This is a genomic window from Faucicola sp. SE7633 (assembly GCF_059264685.1).
Genome location: NZ_JCADBW010000014.1, coordinates 11,805 through 29,284, shown reverse-complemented (window position 1 = coordinate 29,284; position 17,480 = coordinate 11,805). Strand labels below are relative to the sequence as shown.

Below are 17,480 nucleotides of genomic sequence, written 5' to 3'. Positions count from 1 at the left end.
CAGCGCGGCAAACAGGTTACAATAGCACGGTTTTTGCTCAAGATTTAGCACAGCACGCGCGTTTTTTTCTTCGTTAAACAACACAATTTAGGTATTTTGCATGGCTCGCCAATCTGCTTCCCCCAAACGCCAAACATCATGGCATCAGGCGCTTGCCGCGTATGCCGATAAACGTGCAGGCATTATGGCCTTGTTGGGCTTTTCAGCAGGCATTCCGATTTTGCTGATTTTCTCAAGTCTGTCGCTATGGCTGCGCGAGGCAGGGGTAGATCGTAGCACGGTGACGATGTTTAGCTGGGCGGCGTTGGGCTATTCATTTAAGTTTATTTGGGCACCGCTGATTGATGCCTTGCCGTTGCCTGTTTTGACGCGCGCGCTTGGGCGGCGGCGTGGTTGGCTGTTGGTGGCGCAGCTGATGGTGATTGGCGCGATTTTGTGGATGGCAAGCGTCAATCCTGCCAACGGTGCGCAGCTGTTTGCCATGGCGGTGGGAGCGGTGTGGCTTGGGTTTTCGTCAGCGACGCAAGACATTGTGATTGACGCCTACCGCATTGAACTTGCTGATACCCAAATGCAGTCTGTGTTATCTGCCACTTACAACGCAGGCTACCGCATTGGGATGATTGTTGCAGGGGCAGGGGCGTTGTTTTTGGCAGAGTATTTTGGCTCAGTCAAAGACGCGTATGTTTATGAAGCGTGGCGCAATACCTATTGGGTGATGGCGGCGGTGATGGGCGTGGGTGTGGCAACGACGCTGCTGATTCGTGAACCTGCGGTCAATCGGGCACCGTCTGAGCGTCCTGTGGGTGATTATGCGCGGTTGGTGTTGGTATTTGTGTGTGCGGTGTCGGCATTTGTCGCTTGTTTTGCAGGTCTGGGCAAGGTGTTGCCTGAGGTTGAGGGCGTGTTGGCGGGTTTTTTGTTGGAGGCGGTGACACTGGTTGCGTCATTGACGGCAGCCTTGGGCGTGGGCACGGCACTGGTACAAGCAGGCGTGGTGCAAAAACAGGTCGCGGTGACCACGTGGGTTGAGCCGATTTTAGACTTTTTTCGCCGTTATGGCAAAAGCGCGTTTTTGCTGCTGCTGCTGATAGGGTTGTATCGTATTTCAGATATCGTCGCAGGGGTCATCTCCAACGTGTTTTATGAAGACATGGGCTTTAGCAAGTCTGAGATTGCCACGGCAGTCAAGCTATATGGCGTGATTATGGTGATTGTTGGCGGCTTTGTTGGCGGTATCGTCGCGCAGCGTTTTCGTATCATGCAGGCGATGATGATTGGCGGTGTGTTGGCGTGTCTGACCAACTTGATGTTTGTGTGGCTGGCAAGTGTTGGGCACAATCCGTTGGTGATGTACTTGGCGGTTATCATGGATAACCTTGCCTCGGGGCTGGCAGGTGCGGTGTTTATCGCGTTTTTGTCATCATTGACCAGTATTCGCTTTACCGCTGTGCAATATGCGATTTTTAGCTCACTGATGACGCTGATTCCCAAGGTATTGGGCGGCTATTCAGGCACGATTGTTGATAACATGGGCTATGCGTGGTTTTTTACCTTTACCACATTGCTGGGTTTGCCGATTTTGGCATTGATTTATTGGGTGGATAAAACCGTGATGGCAAAATCTGATGACCCGACAGCGGTAAAATAGTTCGTTAAAACATAAAATAGCCTAAGTAAATGCAAAATCCAACAACCATCAAGCAACTATTAGCCGAAGATAGCCCCGTTGAACGCCATACCCGGCAGCAATGGCTGCTATACTGTCTCAACCAGCCGCTTGGTTATCTGATTAGCCACGGTGATGAGGCAGTTGGCGAGGCAGTCTTGGCGCAATACCACGCAGGATTAAAAAAACTTGCCCAAGGCGTGCCGCTGGCGTATGTTATCGGGCGGCAAGCATTTTGGCGGCATGAATTTTTGGTCAATGCCCACACCTTAATACCGCGCCCCGACAGTGAGCGTTTGGTTGAAACCGTGCTTAAATGGATAAATAACGCTAAAAATAGCCTAAGTAAATCAAACACAAACTCACCAAAGCAACTGCTAGATTTGGGCACAGGTAGCGGTTGTCTGGCTATTAGTCTAGCATTAGAATTGCCAAATTGGCACATCACTGCAGTGGATATTTCTGCCGATGCGCTGCACATGGCGCAGCAAAACGTAACCGCACTGGGCGCAAATAACGTCACGTTGGTGCAGGGCAGCTGGCTGGCGGCGTTTGCTAACATGCAGCCACGCCCACAGTTTGACGTGATTATCAGCAATCCACCGTATATCGCCGCCGATGACCCACATTTACCGCAACTACACGCTGAGCCACTTGGCGCGCTGGTAGCCGCGGACGATGGTCTGGCAGATATCGCGCAGATTGTCACACAAAGTCGCGCGTTTTTAAACCCACAAGGGCTGCTGGCGTTTGAACACGGCTATCAGCAGGGCAGGGCCGTGCGTGAACTACTGGCGAATTCAGGTTTTCATGCTATCCAAACCGTGCGCGATTATGGCGGCAATGAGCGCGTGACGTTTGGCACTGCCGACAACAACAGTTAGATACATTTTTAAATCATATGAACACCATAGCAGACGATAACAACTTGAATCACACCCTAAGCGATGCCGAGCTGATGCGCTATGCACGCCAAATCCTGCTTGATGAATGGGATATCGACGCACAGCAGCGCCTAAAAACCAGTGGCGTGTTAATTGTCGGTGTGGGTGGGCTGGGTTGTCCACTGGCAGAGACACTGGCGCGAGCAGGCATTGGACACATCACCTTACTGGATGACGATGTGATAGATGTCAGTAACCTGCAGCGTCAAAGCCTGTTTTTGCCCCGTGATGTCGGGCAGCCCAAAGCACTGGTCGCGCGTGAGCGTTTACAGGCGATCAATGAATTTTGTCAAGTGACTGCCTACCACACGCGCCTTGATGAGACCAATGCCGATGATATATTTAAGCAGTTTAATCAAAATAGCCTAAGTAAATTAATCTGCGACTGCACAGACAATTTCAGCACAAGAAACCACCTTAACCGCCTTGCCGTCAAATACCAACTGCCGTTACTTAGCGCATCAGCGATTGCGCAAGAGGGGCAACTGGCATTATACGAGGCATATTTGGGCACAGGCTGTTATCAGTGCGTCTTTCCTGATACAGGCACGCAAGAGGATACCCGCAACTGCGCGACCAGCGGCGTACTTGCCAGTACCACCCAAATCATGGCAAATCTACAAGCGCAAGCGGCACTGGCTTTTTTAGGCTTGCAAAAAAATTCCATCGCAAGCCAGCTGTTACTGTGGCAAGGACAAACTATGAACTTACGCAAATTGCGCTATCAGCAAGATCCACAATGCCCGGTTTGCGCACAACCTAACCAAGCCCATAGCACACTACGAGTCCAATAAATATGCTAAACTAAACCATCATGCATTTTTTAGCCAAACACTTATGAATTTTATCAAAAAATCACTCAACGTTGCCCAACGTATCGGACAGACGGCCAATGTGGCGGCAAAAACGGGCTTGCACCTTGCGCGTGGCGAAAAAATGAGCCCCCAATTATTGCGCCAAAGTTTTGAGCAGTTGGGTACCACGTATATCAAAATCGGACAGTTTATTGCCAGTACGCCATCATTGTTTCCGCGTGAATACGTTGAGGCGTTTCAAGGCTGCTTGGATCAAACCACACCCTTGCCATTTGATTATATTGAGGGCGTGTTACGCGATGAGCTTGAAAGCGATGGCCAAACGCTAGATGATATTTTCGCCAGTATTGATAAGACACCGCTGGCTTCGGCATCAATTGCGCAAGTACACGCTGCTGTGCTAAAAAATGGTGATAAGGTTGTGCTTAAAGTACAAAAGCCCGATGTTGCTACCACGATTGATACCGATTTGGGCGTATTGTATGGGGCAAGTAAGCTGCTTGAGGCACTCACGCCGTCATTAAAATTTGCCAGTCTTGCGCCGATTATTGATGAAATTCGTTTGCGTATGCTGGCAGAAACCAATTTTATCGAAGAAGCACAAAATATTGATGAATTTCAAGAATTTTTGCAGCGTACCGACAATCAACGTGTGGTCGCGCCGCGTGTGTATCACGAGTTATCTACCCAAAAAGTGCTGACCATGCAGCGGTTATTTGGTGTGTCGATGATTGATGAAGCTGCTATGCGCCGCTACTGTGCCAATCCTGCCGATGTGATGGCGACAACGCTGAACACATGGTTTGCTAGTCTTATGCTAAGCAAGAGTTTTCACGCCGATTTGCACGCAGGCAACTTGATGTTGCTAGCGGACGGGCGGATTGGGTTTATTGATTTTGGCATTGTCGGGCGGCTCAAGCCTGAGGCGTGGCAAGCGTGCGTTGGTATGATGACAAGTTTTGCCGCAGAAGACTATCACGGTATGGCAAAACACATGATTGATATGGGCATGACGCATGAGCACGGGGCGGTTGATGTCGATACGCTGGCGGCAGATTTGCGCCACGTCATGCGGCAGATTTTGGCAGAAGATAGCTTGTTTATTGGTAAAACCATTGACCAACATGACCCAACGCAGCTTAAAGACCATGCCGAGGAGATTAACCAAATGCTGCTTGAGATGGTGGAGGTAGGCAAGCGGCATGGGATTCATTTTCCGCGCGATTTTGCCCTGCTGACCAAGCAGATGTTGTATTTTGATCGCTTTATGAAGGTGCTTGCGCCTGAGATGGATATGTTTCAAGATGCGCGTATCCAGATGACGCAACGCTGATATTATTGCAGCAATAGGCGGTGGTATGCGCGCTGCCATTCGGTGATTGCGGTCAAATGATTGCGATGGGTTTGCGCGGTGAGCAGTTGGCTTTTGGGGATGGTTTTGCTTTGTTCTTCTAGCGCATTGACCATCAAGTTTAGTACGATTTCATTGACCATCACGGTCAAATCATCCACCATACGCGCCTCTAAGTCAGCGGCAAAATTTAGCCAATGCGGCAGCAGTACCAGCTGCTGCTCGGGCGGTAACCCTGCCAAAATAAAATAGGCTTTTGCGTCTGTGCGTTCGTTGGTGGTGAGCGTATCGTCATCGTTTATCGTGCTAAGGTTGGGCTGCACTTGCTGAATACGCGCAATCAGGCGTAGCAGCTCATCATCTGCGATGCTTTGCCATGACAAATAATGCGGCTGATAATGCCGAAACAACAGCCGATTGACCGCGTGTGCGTTGTGCCCAAACGCATACGGTGCGCGGTGGTTTGGTGGGCTGGTCGGCAAAAATTTTAGTTGAGCAAATACGCGATGGTCAGCGGTATTGGCGAATTTTTTTGCCAAACGCGGCGGTAAAATAAACGCCCGATACGCGCGGCTATCGTGATAGATTTGGGTCAGCAGCGTTTGGTTGAGGGCACCATCGACGTTTACGCCCAGCAATTCGGGATGATACAAAAAACACAGCTGAAGTTGGATTTGTGCGGTGACTTTACTGGCAAAGTTAATCAGGGCATCTTGGGCTTGTCGCGCCTGTTGTCGCCGACCAAGTCCCAACCGTGTGCGGATGTCCTCACGCAACAACCAACCATAGCTGCCTTTGGGTAGTTTTTGGGTCAGCGTACCAACTTGGCGTAAAATTCTGCTGCGATCTTCAGCACTGGTAATATCATAGCGACGGCTTAAAATTGAGAATAAATATTGTGACAGCGGCACGGCTTGGCGGATTTGCGCGCGCATGGCATCTGCGCTATGGGCTTTGACAAAGCTGTCAGGGTCGTGCTGGTCGGGTAGAGTCAAAAAACGCAGCTCTTTGCCATCGCTAAGCGCAGGTAAGCCTGTTTCCATCGCGCGCCATGCTGCTTTTTGTCCTGCTTCATCACCATCAAAGCTGAGTGTCAAAACAGGGTTTAGCTGTAGCAGACGCTCAATTTGTGCCGCGCCAATCGCTGTACCCATGCTGGCAACCGCGCCGTACACGCCCGCTTGGTACAAGCTGATGACATCCATGTAGCCTTCAACCACCAACCAGTTATTGGCTTTTGCCTTACGTGCCTCGTACAAGCCATACAGTAAATGCTGCTTATGAAATACGGGCGAATCGCTGGAGTTGATGTATTTGGGCTTGTCATCATCAGACAGCGCGCGCCCTGCAAAACCTACCACTTGCCCTTGGTTGTCGCGAATCGGAAAAATCACCCGATGGCGCAGCAGGGTGTAGGAATTGCCCGTTTTTTCTGACTGGCGCACCAGTCCCAAAACGCGTAAGCCCTCGATATCACGGGGAAAGGCTTGTTCCAAATGATGCCAATCAGGCGGCGCATAGCCCAGCGCAAATGTGGCGACGGTGTCGGCAGTCAAGCCGCGTTTGGCAAAATACTGCTGGGCGATGGCGCTATGCTGCAAGGCAGTTTGATAAAACTGACAAACCGCCTCTAGCAGTTTGTATAAATCACCTTGGGTGTCATTGGGTTGGGCTAAGGCTTGCTCCGCTAAACGATTGGGCGCAAAATCATCGGGCAAAGATGGCGTATATATTTGCCCAGCAGGGTCTTGATTTGTCCAATTGTCATCAGCCACGCTAAACGCGGTAGCACCAACAGGCGTTTGCCCGTTGGGCGATGAATGCGGCGCAGGCGTTGGGGCAGGCGGCGGCACGTGATTGGTCGATGCCACAGGCGCAGGTGGGATGGGCTTACGCGGATACGATACGTTTTTGGGTTTGTCCTTAGGTAGCTCGATGCCTGTTTGGCGTGACAGGACTTGCAACGCCTCGCCTGCGGTTAGGTTTTCGTACTCTTTTAAAAAGGTGAGCGCGTTGCCTTTTGCACCACAGCCAAAGCAGTTGTAGAGATTTTTTTGTGGATTGACAAAAAATGACGGGGTTTTTTCGCCATGAAACGGGCAGCAGCCTTTGTACTCATTGCCTGAGCGTTTTAATTCGACATGCTTGCCGATGATTTGCACGATATCGGCATTGGCAAGAATTTGCTCGATGATGGGATGGCTCATGGTTGATTGGGCGATGACAGATGGCGATAAGTGAAAATGACGCGTTATGATAACGTTGTTATCAACAAACAGTTTAGCTTAGACCATATTTTAAGCACAAAGAATTTTAAAGACAAAAAGCCGCGCGTCTGTATCTGTCAATGACACAAACGCGCTGGGCACAAGCTGGATGAACTTAAATGGGGGTCGTGGCGTTTTTTACAAAGACTTATTTGACAGGGCTGGTATTATCAGGCGGCAGACCTAAGCCAAAGTTGATATTGTCCAAGGGATTGGTGGCAGCAGGGTCAGCCTCTGGCGCAGTTGGTACAGTTGCACGCGGCGCGGTGGTGGGTACATTCGGCACGGTGTTGGTGGTGTCGGCTAGACGCAGCCCTGCCGCTTGCTGAATGGCGGCTTGTTGCTGCAAAGACGGTTGGATGACTTGCGTTTTGGTCGCGCCTGTGGTCACAGGTTGGGCCGTTGATAGGTCGCGGTTGGTCGCGCTTTGCCCAAGTAAGCCCAACGTGGCTTTGTTGAGCCAGTTTGAGCCTGTACGCGCTTCTTCTAGGCGTACGTTGCCGTTGCGGTCAAGTAGCTGTGGGTAGTTGATGGCAAGCAGCTGTTGGTATTGCCGCGCGGTGTCGGTCATGCCCAGTTGTTGGTAGCTGTAGGCAAGGGTTGCGATGGCTTCAGGGATGGCCTCGCTTTGTGGGTAGTATTGAAACACCCATTTGGCGCGGTTGGCAGAGGCGACGTACGCCTGACGCTTGATGTACCAACGCGCGGCGTTCATTTCATGCTCAGCAAAAAGGTTGTACAAATAGCGCAGGCGTAGCGCGGCATCGGGTGCGTACTGGCTATTGGGATAGCGTGCAATCAGCTCTTGCAAATTGGCAAACGCAACACGGTAATAGCCCATGTCTTGGTGGGCAGGGTTTAGGTTGGTGTATTTAGAAAAACCATCATTGGCAACCTGCATGTTGGCCACGCCGCGCACGTAGTAGGCATACGCGATTTGCGGATTGCTTGGGTAAGATTGGATAAAACGCTCGGCACTTGCCACCGCGTCTAGATAGTCGCCATGTTGAAATTCGGCATACATTTGGTCAAGTAAGGCTTGCTCGGCGTACTCGCCTGCAGGATAAAACGTGCGCAAATCCTTTAAGGTGGCGATGGCGCGCGCGTAGCTACCTTTGGCAAGGTAGTTTTGTGCCTCGCTGTAGTAGCCTTGTTGGGTGGTACGCGCTTGGGTGGCTGGGATGTCGTCTTTTTTGCCTGTGCCAAATACGCCCTTGACCGTCTGACAGCCTGTGGTGACAACCGAACACGCCAGCACCAACGCCAGCAAGCGTACTGAGATGACATTAACTTGACCTAACCGCATGGCGACAACCTCTTGTTTGGCGCGTTTTGCTCACGCCCTTTGTCTAAAAAAACTGCAAACAACCGCAACAATGAACCGTAAAAAATTCTGCTAAGTCTAGCATATTTTGGCGGCAGGGCTGTAGTGAAATTTCAACACCCATAACCATGCTATAATGACCACTTTAGCCCCGTCTAGCCAAGTAGCGTACCATGACCACCGATTTAACCGCCTTTGACGATAGCAAAACCGAATTTGATGACGACAGCGACGCGCTTGCGCCCACACTTACGACTGCCGTGCCCCAGATGGCGCAGCGGTTGCAGCAGTCCATGACAGTGGATGACGCACAAGCAGGTGAACGCATTGACAAGGTTGCAAGCCATTGGTTGGCAGATTTTTCGCGTGAGCAGGTCAAAAACTGGTTGAGCGACGGTGATTTGACCGTCAATAGCACCGCACAAAAACCCAAATACCGTGTCAAGGCAGGTGACGTGATTGCACTTCATGCGACATTGCACGCCGCGCAAACGGATTTGCCCGAAAACATTCCTTTAGACATCGTCTTTGAAGATGCGTATTTACTCGTGATTAACAAACCTGCAGGGCTGGTGGTGCATCCAGGGGCAGGCAACTGGACAGGTACACTGGTCAATGCGCTGTTGTACCACTACCCTGATAGTCGCCTGTTGCCGCGCGCAGGGTTGGTGCATCGGATTGACAAAGACACCACAGGGCTGTTAATCATCGCCAAAGACCACAAAACCCAGCTGGCACTGATAGCGCAGCTCAAAGACAAAACCGTGTACCGCCGTTATCAAGCATTGGTATTGACTGATACCGCCGCGCTTGCCAGCCTACCGCGCACGATTGATGCGCCCATCGGACGGCACACCAGTCAGCGCACCAAGATGGCGGTGACATCCAGCGGTAAGCCTGCGCGAACGCATATTGACAAGCTAACCGCCATCACCGATGGGCTGGTGTTGGCAGATTTACGCCTAGAAACAGGCCGCACGCACCAAATTCGCGTGCATTTGGCGCATATTGGCTGTCCGCTATTGGGCGACCCTGTCTATGGCTCGGCACGCCAAACGGCAGCGTTGCTAAAAAATCTTGACGCAGCACAGCAGGCATTGATCCATGGTTTTGCGCGCCAAGCGTTGCACGCGTATGAGCTGGGCTTTGTCCATCCCGTCACTGGGCAGGCGGTGCGCGTGCAAGCACCACTGGCAGCGGATATGCAGGTGTTGGTCAATGGTTTATCGTGACGCCAATTTATAAAAATTTTTGCTGGAATAACTTTGTTTTCAAGGTTTTCAAACCATTAAGTGGCAAAGATGATGCGTAAAGGATTAATCTAAACTTGATTAATCCCGTTGGCTAAACACCTGAACCCATTATAGCGCTTGGCAAGCGGTTTCTACGGTTGAGCCGTCTGTACCTCTAAAGTTAAATATGGCTTCGTTGCCTTTTTCGTGCCATTCTGCCCCTGTGCCCCACAAGCCTGTGGTTGCAACATAGCGCGCGCCAGACCCTGACGTGGCGATGTTTAGCACCTGAGATTTACCTTGCACGCTGATTTGTGCTTGGTTGGTGTTTAGATAGGTGATTTTGGGCATAAAGCCGTTTTGGCAGCGGAAGGTACGCGTGGCAGCTTGGGTGGTTTGCACGACGACAGGCTGAGCGACGGTTTGGGTTACATTTTGGGTGGTGGTTGTGGTTTGCACCGCGGTGGTGGTTTTGGCGTTATTGGGGGCGGTTGAGTTACAGCCAACCAAAGCCGCTGCGCTTAAGGCAGTTACGGTGGTGATATGTAGCAATGTTTTCATCGTTTTGTCCTTCAAAAGCTAAAATGACTTGACCTATTTCCCCCAACAGCCTTAGGTCTAGTGGGGAGGTTTTTGCGACCGATGGCAACGTGAGAGGTTGCCACCGCGTGCCATGCCACCATCGCTAAATGCTATTGGCATGGGGAGAGTTTTACGCAGCACTAAATCTTAGCGCGTCAGCAAAACAGATTGGGCGTCATCAATGTTTGGTTTTTACATTGACGACAACCTTTGTCGTCATGATACCACACAATGCGGCTAACATCTCGCCCAATAACCCTTAATTTGGACGGAAGATTACGCACGCTGCGTTAGGGGCATAGGGCTGGTATACAAAAATTTGTTAAATACCATCCGTGCTGCTATACTCGTTACACACTATACCATGTCTGACAAACAACCGTTAGATTAAGACCAGATTACGCAGATGCCGTCACTTAACGGGTAACCGTTAGCAAACACCCTTAAGTGGGTTTTGTGTCTGCTGCGCTATCCATACAACCACCCTCACGGTCGCACCAACTTAACATAAGAGCCTTAGGTGTACGGTGTGTTGCACGGGCGGTTGCCACGGGCTAAGGCCTGCGGCAGGTCTGACCGTCTTGTAAAAAATCCCCAGCCTTTGGTTAGCGAGGGCAGGAAGTCAAAGGTTTGGAACACTGTAATGCTAGAGAGCAATCAAGTTAGTATTATTTTTCAAGGTGGGGTCAATACGCGACACCTTGGCACAAACAGGGATGATGGCAGCGATTTTTTATACAATGTGGCGCGTACCAAAGCCGCTTATCCACACGCCAAAATCATCTTATCAACGTGGCAAAATGTGGCACTGCCCGCTGATTTGGCAACCGCGGAACAACTGGGTATTGATGCCATCGTGCGCTCGCCTGACCCCGGTGGGTTGCCAAATATCAAATTTGGTTATCATGCACCCAACAATGTCAATCGGCAAATTGTGTCCACCGCAGCAGGGCTACAGGCAGTAACCACGCCATATGCCATCAAGCTGCGTACAGATAGCTATTTAACCTGCGATCACCTACTTGGCTACTATCAAGACTATCAGCAACGCGTCTTAGCCAGTCACTTAGCCAGTCAAACCTTGGCCAACCCCCAACACGCGTCTACCCCCATCCACGCAAGCCCAACGCCACCGTATGAGCCGATTGTCGTGCCGCATTTGTTCACCATTGACCCGAATGTGTATGAGCACATGGCGTATCATATCAGCGATTGGGCACAGTTTGCTACCACGGCGGCGTTGCAGGCGTATTGGTCGGTGCCGCTGATGCGTGAGGCGGATGCGCGTTATTTTGAGTATCATGCGCATGACATAGAGGCAAGCTACGGCAACGATGCGTTTCGTACGCGGCTGGCGGTAGAGCAGCACATTGCCACGCATTATGCCCATGCACAGGGGTTTGTCACGCCAGCGTATTATAACCAAATCACGCCAAGGATTTTGCAAGCGCACCAAGATTTTTTGGCGCGTCATGTCATTGTACTTGATACGGCAGAGTTTGGGCTGGCGTTGCCAAAATACGGCTGGGCGTATAGCGATGAATTTATGCGGCTTAATTGTATCAGCCATGATGATTGGTATCAGATATTTTGTGACTATTGGCAACTGCCCAATCCCGATACGGCAAGGCTGACCCACGCGCAGGCAAGGGCGCGGCAAAAACGCGCGGCGCGTGTGGCGTTTGAGCGCGAACACCCACCCAAGCGGCATAATGTTTTGGCGCGGCTGTATCCTTAGATAGGCGCGGTCAGGCTTATGGCACGTTTTCAGCAGTTAAGTTTTGGTCAGCCAGACTTTCAGATACTCGCCGTTCCCAGTCGATTTGCCAGTATTGCTGATGCGCTCAGTTATTGCAAACGCCAAATTACCGATTATGGCGATGAACGCTTTTTTCAAATCAAAATCGCCGATGGTGAGTATTATTTCGACCAAATTGAGATTGATTTTTTTAGTGACAAGGTTGAGATTATCGGCAATATCAACCAGCCAGAAAATGTACAGTTACATTTTAGCAGTTTGCACAATCGCTGTGGGTTTTTGCTGCAGCGCGGTAATGGGATTTATAAAATCGATGGCGTGACCATCAATGGGCATGGGGGGTTTTTGGGCTACGGGCATTGGCAAGACGAAAGCTATGGCGCAGGTATTATGTGCGCTTATAATAGCCAGTTGCTGGTCGGCTCAAAGGTACGCGTCAATCATTTTTATTATGGGGTTGCGGCGCGGTATGGCGCAAGTGTCCGCTGTGAGCCTGGGGTGATTGTGCAATTTGCTGGCGATGTTGGATTTTTTGCGTATGCAGGCTCGATGGATGCCCAGCATTGTGAGGCGTATCATTGCGCGCATTTGGTTGAGGATTTGGGTTTTGGGTTTTGCGCGGAATCGGGCGGATTTATCAATGCTGATTGTAGCAACGCGGCGCATAACCACAAGGCAGGCTTTTACGCGCTTACCAATGGTTCGTTGTGGTGTCATGACAGCAGTGCCAATGACAACCGCTATGGCTATTTGGCATTGCACAATGGCGTGTTAAGTGCCAACAGTATCAATCGGCGCACCAATGCGTATCAAAACTTTGGTTATGGTTTTTTTGCCGACAATGGCGGACGCATCCTTGCCAATCGCTGTATGGCCAATGAAAATACTTTGGGCGGTTTTTTTGCCCGTCATCATGCCAGCATTGACATCACCAAGGCAACCGCCAATCACAATGCAGGTCATGGCTATACGGTCATCAATGCCACCCTACTTGGCAATGCCGCGCAGGCTAAGTTTAATCAAGGCAGCGGTTTTGTCATCGGGCAGTCAGGCTTTTTGGATGGCGAATTTTTGATGGCGTATGGCAATCAGGCATACGGCTTTGAATTACACCACGCCCAAGCCTATATGCCAAGCGCGCGCGGTTGGAAAAACGGCTTGGGCAGAATGCTCAAAAATTACAGTTGGGTGGCCATTCGTTAAAGGCCGCGTGCCTTGAGGTTTTTGGCAAAATTTGGTCTAGGCTTTATGTTTGGCTGACAAAGTGCTATGCTATGCCCATTTTTTAAGATTTGGCATGACGATAAACAACCTTTACTAACCACCACAAGGAGCTAACATGTTTAGCCATTTAACGGCGTATGCTGGTGACCCGATTTTGGGCTTGATGCAAAAGCATGACGAAGATTTGCGCGGAGATAAGGTCAATCTGGGCGTGGGCGTGTACTACGACGACGATGGACGCTTGCCAGTGCTTGAGTCGGTCAAACAAGCCGAAGCACGCATTGCTAACCCCATCAAGCCGCGTCCGTATTTGCCGATGGATGGCTTGCCAGGCTATCGGGCGGCGTGCCAGCGTTTGCTATTTGGCAAAGATGCGCAAGTGGTCAAAGATGGCCGCGTGGCAACCGTAGCAACGATTGGTGGTTCAGGTGCGCTTAAAGTCGGTGCGGATTTTATCCATGCGTGGTTTCCTGAAGCCAAATGCTATGTCAGTGACCCAACATGGGGCAACCATATCGGGATTTTTGAGGGCTCAGGTTTTGAGGTTGGCAAATATCCGTACTATGACCCTGCCACCAACGGCGTACGCATGGATGATATGCTGGCGTTTTTGGATAATCTAAACCCCAATGATGTGGTATTGTTGCACCCTTGCTGCCACAACCCAACGGGCGTGGATTTGACGCGCGAACAATGGGACAAGGTGCTTGAGGTCATCAAAAACAAACGTCTGCTTGCGTTTATGGATATCGCGTATCAAGGCTTTGGCGAGGATATGGACGCCGATGCGTACGCCATTCGCCGCGCGGTGGATATGGGGCTAAGCTTTTTTGTTAGCAATTCATTTTCTAAAAACCTATCGCTGTATGGCGAGCGCGTGGGCGGCTTGTCGGTGGTGTGCCAAGATGCGGCACAAGCGCAGTTGGTGCATGGACAGCTTAAATACACCATCCGCCGCATCTACTCAAGCCCAGCGTCACACGGTGGGCATGTGGTCGATATCGTGATGAATGATGACGCGCTGTTTGAGCAGTGGGTTGGCGAGGTATACGCCATGCGTGACCGCATCCGCGCCATGCGTGCACAGCTACGCGACGTGCTTGAGCAAAAAGTCCCAGGGCGCAGCTTTGAATACCTCACCAAGCAAAACGGTATGTTTAGCTTCACAGGCCTTACACCTGAGCAAGTCCAACGCTTGCAAGATGATTTTGCCGTGTATATGGTAGGCAACGGTCGGATGTGTGTGGCAGGCTTGAATTCACGCAACATCGATTATATCGCCAACGCCATGGCGGCGGTATTGGCAGATGAGCAGGCCTAATCGTCCGATAGGCGCAGTGTTCGTGAATCAACAATCCCCTTACGCGTGTGTGTAGGGGGATTTGTCTATGCGTGATTGTCGGTTGATTTTGTGGCTTGTTTGGTGGCTTGTTTGGTGGCTTAGTGGCGCGGCTTTATCTGGGTGAGTGTGGTTGGTTTACCAAAGTCAGCCATAGCAGCAAAATTGCTTGTACATAGGTTGGCTATGATGAGCGTTTTGTCATTCACCCGTTTTTTAGCTGCTTTTAGTATGGCCATTGGGTAGAGGCGGTGTTTGCATGGTCCATACTTTGTTGATGATTTAAAAAAATTTAGCCAAATTGCTTCCACCCAACCGCCGCCTGCTTGCCAACTTTGCTACACTAAACGCCCAAGCCTAAATTGCAAACAAGGAGCATCCGTATGCAGCCCACGCCTGCCAACCCTTACCCGTCACAAACCCACGCCCCCCAAGGCAATAGCCAGTTTCGTCCGATTGACTACGGCAACAACGTCGCCCAGCGCACGTTGTGTGTGTTGGTGCTGGATTTGTCGGGGTCAATGGAAATCGCGGCAGGCAATGGCAAACGGCGTATTGATATGCTCAACGAAGGCATTGCCGCGTTTTATCATGACCTGATGACCGATGAAACGGCGCGTAACCGCGTGCGACTGGCGATTGTGATCGTTGGCGGCCCCAATGACACGGCAGAATTGATGATGACGTGGACAGATGCGGTGGATTTTATGCCGATTGTGTTTCGCCAAAACGGTATGACACCGCTCGGGCAGGGGATGTTATTGGCATTAAATTTGATTGAAGATGAACGCGCCAATTTGCGCGACAATGGCATCAGCTACACGCGCCCGTGGATTATTGCCATGACCGACGGGCTACCGACCGATAACCGCGACGTGTGGCAAGCGGCGGCGCAGCAATGCCAAGCCGCTGAGCAAAACGGGCAGTGTATCATTTATCCGATTGCCATTGACGCAGGCACGCAAGAGCTTAACACGTTGCGCCAGTTATCAACGCTGACCCCACCGATGCCGCTCAATTCGGTGAAGTTTGTTGAGTTTTTTGTGTGGCTGTCGGCAAGCCTCAAAACCATGTCGCAATCTGCACCCGGCGAAACCGTGCAGCTTGGTAGCATCTCGCCTTGGGCAACGATACAAAACTGATGACCACCGCTTTTAAACACCCCAAGACCACAGAGGATGCGACCATAAAACACCGTGTTTGGCAGGCGTTTGTTGCCAGTAGCATCGGCAAGGCGCATATCGACAGCGGCCTACCTAACCAAGACCGCGCAGGCGTGTGGCAGGATACGCGCGTGACGGTGGCGGTGGTGTGTGACGGGGCGGGCTCGGCGCAGCACAGTGAGCAGGGCGCGGATTATTTTTGCCAAGCGGTGGGGCAAGCGTTGTTTGCCATCGGGCAGGGTTTGGTCGATAACAACGCTGCACAGGCACGCCAAGCGGTCAGTCAAACTGTGCTAGAACGCCTCAGTCACATTCGCGACCAACTGGCGCAGCAGATGGTAGCAGGACAGAGTTTGCGTGATTTTCATACCACGCTCACCGCTGTGTTGTTGGTTGCCGATACCGCACTGTTGGTGCAAATCGGTGATAGCCCACTGATGGCCAGCCGTTTTGTGCCCCGTGCTACCGATACAGGACAAAATCCAGCGGCGCAGGTGGATTATTTTAGCGATTTACAGGTGCTGGCAGGTGAGAATGGTGAATATGTCAATGAAACGCAGTTTATCACCCAAGCCGATTGGCAAAACCAGCTGACGCTACGCTGGTTGGATATCAGCGCGGTGGATTTGTTGGCATTGATGTCGGACGGCTGCGGTGATTTGGTATTTATGGGGGCAAGCACACAAACGCAGGTGTATCGCCCGTTTTTTGGCAATGTCGTGTTTAATCTGTGCGCCAGTACCTCACGCGCGGATGGTGAGGCCATGCTACAAGACGCGCTTGCCAGCCCTGCCACCTACCGTTTGACAGGCGATGACAAAAGTTTAGTCGTGCTGCTAAGACAGCCTGAACGCTATCGCGGTATCACCCCGATATCGGCAACGGTGTCGGCAAATTCTGCCAAAACGCCGCCAACCTCAGCCGCGCCCTCTGCCTCTGCCAGCACCATCAACCGCGCGCCCGTGTCTGCCTTGCCTGCCGACTCTGTGATAACAGCCGCAACCAAACAGCGGCGCAATGTGGCGGTGCTGGCAAGTGTGGCGGTGCTGGCAGGGCTGGGTGCGCTGCTGTGGAATGCTGACCACAGGCAAAATGAGGTAGCCCCCAAGATAGCGAACAGCAACCCCAGCACACAGCCTAGGCCAGCATTGCCTGTGATGACCACCGCCACAAAAAGCTTTGCACCGACACAGCCGCTGGCGATGTGGCAGACCCTGCCGCCGCAAGGCTTGCACCAACGCGGCATTATCCAGTCATGGACGTTACAGTTTATCATCGATGATAGCACCGACCAAAACCTAAGCGCATCGGCGGTGCAGCCCGTGGCTGGGCAAACGGCGCAATCAGCGATTGAGCCAAAGCCCACCAGCGCCGTACAAGCGTCCAACGCCGCGCCACCAAGCCTTGCTGCCAAAATTTTGCCATGGCATACGTTAAGCTTGTCCAACGACGATATTAAGCTAACTTATGATATCGCTTGCCATGAGGTCACGCCTGCCGAAAACCAAACACTTGCCCGTGTCGGCGTGCCGTTGCCCGATGTCACAAGCGACCATCGCCGCCGCTATTGCCGCTTGATGTTGCAGCCGACCCAAGCCATCGCGGCTGGTGATGCGCGCGCGTTGGTGTTGCCACACGGGGTGGGCGAGGTGCTCACGCCAAATTATCTTGGCACAAGCCGCGTGTGGTATTTACCGCCATCGTTTGATATCACGCAAGCCAATGTGCCTGCCAGTGCTGCCGTCAGTCAGCCCGTCGCACAATAAATTTGTATGGTCCTTCAATCAGCCCAGTTAAAAAGGTCAAACCAT

Annotated in this window: 13 protein-coding genes; 10 read left to right on the top strand and 3 right to left on the bottom strand. The window is 51.6% G+C overall.

Annotation, left to right across the window (positions count from 1 at the left end):
- Nucleotides 1-100 precede the first annotated feature (100 nt).
- The 4 genes from AC5L4R_RS06540 to AC5L4R_RS06525 are packed head-to-tail and all read left to right on the top strand — an operon-like array spanning nt 101 to nt 4,761.
- Nucleotides 101-1,651: an AmpG family muropeptide MFS transporter gene (locus AC5L4R_RS06540; protein WP_494473117.1), complete on the top strand. Its 1,551-nt coding sequence runs from the start codon at nt 101-103 to the stop codon at nt 1,649-1,651.
- A gap of 29 nt (nt 1,652-1,680) precedes the next feature.
- Nucleotides 1,681-2,553 carry a peptide chain release factor N(5)-glutamine methyltransferase gene (gene prmC / locus AC5L4R_RS06535; RefSeq protein ID WP_494473116.1) on the top strand — a complete coding sequence of 291 codons (873 nt, stop codon included), beginning with the start codon at nt 1,681-1,683 and terminating at the stop codon, nt 2,551-2,553.
- A gap of 17 nt (nt 2,554-2,570) precedes the next feature.
- Nucleotides 2,571-3,407: a HesA/MoeB/ThiF family protein gene (locus tag AC5L4R_RS06530; RefSeq protein WP_494473115.1), complete on the top strand. Its 837-nt coding sequence runs from the start codon at nt 2,571-2,573 to the stop codon at nt 3,405-3,407.
- A 43-nt stretch (nt 3,408-3,450) separates the two neighbouring features.
- The gene (locus AC5L4R_RS06525; protein WP_494473114.1) at nt 3,451-4,761 is read left to right on the top strand and encodes an ABC1 kinase family protein; all 1,311 of its coding nucleotides are present in this window, start codon (nt 3,451-3,453) and stop codon (nt 4,759-4,761) included.
- A gap of 2 nt (nt 4,762-4,763) precedes the next feature.
- Here the strand turns inward: AC5L4R_RS06525 and AC5L4R_RS06520 are convergent, their stop codons facing one another.
- Nucleotides 4,764-6,986: a DNA primase gene (locus tag AC5L4R_RS06520; RefSeq protein WP_494473113.1), complete on the bottom strand. Its 2,223-nt coding sequence runs from the start codon at nt 6,984-6,986 to the stop codon at nt 4,764-4,766.
- 208 nt (nt 6,987-7,194) lie between these two features.
- Entirely contained in the window at nt 7,195-8,352 is a 1,158-nt protein-coding gene (locus tag AC5L4R_RS06515) for an outer membrane protein assembly factor BamD (RefSeq protein WP_494473112.1), read from the bottom strand.
- A gap of 191 nt (nt 8,353-8,543) precedes the next feature.
- Here AC5L4R_RS06515 and AC5L4R_RS06510 point away from each other — a divergent pair, with 191 nt between their 5' ends.
- Nucleotides 8,544-9,602 carry an RluA family pseudouridine synthase gene (locus AC5L4R_RS06510; protein WP_494473111.1) on the top strand — a complete coding sequence of 353 codons (1,059 nt, stop codon included), beginning with the start codon at nt 8,544-8,546 and terminating at the stop codon, nt 9,600-9,602.
- A gap of 129 nt (nt 9,603-9,731) precedes the next feature.
- On the opposite strand, the gene AC5L4R_RS06505 is transcribed toward AC5L4R_RS06510, so the two are convergent.
- Nucleotides 9,732-10,163, bottom strand: a complete 432-nt coding sequence (locus AC5L4R_RS06505) for an MliC family protein (RefSeq protein WP_494473110.1) — start codon at nt 10,161-10,163, stop codon at nt 9,732-9,734.
- Nucleotides 10,164-10,827: 664 nt separating this feature from the next.
- Between AC5L4R_RS06505 and AC5L4R_RS06500 the strand changes: the two genes are divergently transcribed.
- From AC5L4R_RS06500 to AC5L4R_RS06480, 5 genes are all read left to right on the top strand, one after another.
- Nucleotides 10,828-11,922 carry a WavE lipopolysaccharide synthesis family protein gene (locus AC5L4R_RS06500; RefSeq protein ID WP_494473109.1) on the top strand — a complete coding sequence of 365 codons (1,095 nt, stop codon included), beginning with the start codon at nt 10,828-10,830 and terminating at the stop codon, nt 11,920-11,922.
- Between the two features lie 18 nt (nt 11,923-11,940).
- Nucleotides 11,941-13,146 (top strand): hypothetical protein, encoded by a 1,206-nt coding sequence (locus AC5L4R_RS06495; RefSeq protein ID WP_494473108.1) that lies wholly within the window; start codon nt 11,941-11,943, stop codon nt 13,144-13,146.
- 136 nt (nt 13,147-13,282) lie between these two features.
- Nucleotides 13,283-14,488, top strand: coding sequence for an amino acid aminotransferase (locus AC5L4R_RS06490; RefSeq protein ID WP_494473107.1), 1,206 nt, complete (start codon nt 13,283-13,285; stop codon nt 14,486-14,488).
- A gap of 401 nt (nt 14,489-14,889) precedes the next feature.
- Nucleotides 14,890-15,648 (top strand): vWA domain-containing protein, encoded by a 759-nt coding sequence (locus AC5L4R_RS06485; protein WP_494473106.1) that lies wholly within the window; start codon nt 14,890-14,892, stop codon nt 15,646-15,648.
- Nucleotides 15,648-17,435, top strand: coding sequence for a PP2C family serine/threonine-protein phosphatase (locus tag AC5L4R_RS06480; protein WP_494473105.1), 1,788 nt, complete (start codon nt 15,648-15,650; stop codon nt 17,433-17,435). Before AC5L4R_RS06485 ends, AC5L4R_RS06480 begins: the two co-directional genes overlap by 1 nt.
- Nucleotides 17,436-17,480 lie beyond the last annotated feature (45 nt).

Bases quoted from the DNA above. Each gene is read 5' to 3' on its own strand.
- AC5L4R_RS06525 (WP_494473114.1), top strand. From the start codon at position 3,451: ATGAATTTTATCAAAAAATCACTCAACGTTGCCCAACGTATCGGACAG.
- AC5L4R_RS06530 (WP_494473115.1), top strand. From the start codon at position 2,571: ATGAACACCATAGCAGACGATAACAACTTGAATCACACCCTAAGCGAT.
- AC5L4R_RS06490 (WP_494473107.1), top strand. From the start codon at position 13,283: ATGTTTAGCCATTTAACGGCGTATGCTGGTGACCCGATTTTGGGCTTG.
- AC5L4R_RS06505 (WP_494473110.1), bottom strand. From the start codon at position 10,163: ATGAAAACATTGCTACATATCACCACCGTAACTGCCTTAAGCGCAGCG.
- AC5L4R_RS06515 (WP_494473112.1), bottom strand. From the start codon at position 8,352: ATGCGGTTAGGTCAAGTTAATGTCATCTCAGTACGCTTGCTGGCGTTG.
- AC5L4R_RS06510 (WP_494473111.1), top strand. From the start codon at position 8,544: ATGACCACCGATTTAACCGCCTTTGACGATAGCAAAACCGAATTTGAT.
- prmC (WP_494473116.1), top strand. From the start codon at position 1,681: ATGCAAAATCCAACAACCATCAAGCAACTATTAGCCGAAGATAGCCCC.
- AC5L4R_RS06480 (WP_494473105.1), top strand. From the start codon at position 15,648: ATGACCACCGCTTTTAAACACCCCAAGACCACAGAGGATGCGACCATA.
- AC5L4R_RS06495 (WP_494473108.1), top strand. From the start codon at position 11,941: ATGGCACGTTTTCAGCAGTTAAGTTTTGGTCAGCCAGACTTTCAGATA.
- AC5L4R_RS06485 (WP_494473106.1), top strand. From the start codon at position 14,890: ATGCAGCCCACGCCTGCCAACCCTTACCCGTCACAAACCCACGCCCCC.
- AC5L4R_RS06540 (WP_494473117.1), top strand. From the start codon at position 101: ATGGCTCGCCAATCTGCTTCCCCCAAACGCCAAACATCATGGCATCAG.
- AC5L4R_RS06520 (WP_494473113.1), bottom strand. From the start codon at position 6,986: ATGAGCCATCCCATCATCGAGCAAATTCTTGCCAATGCCGATATCGTG.
- AC5L4R_RS06500 (WP_494473109.1), top strand. From the start codon at position 10,828: ATGCTAGAGAGCAATCAAGTTAGTATTATTTTTCAAGGTGGGGTCAAT.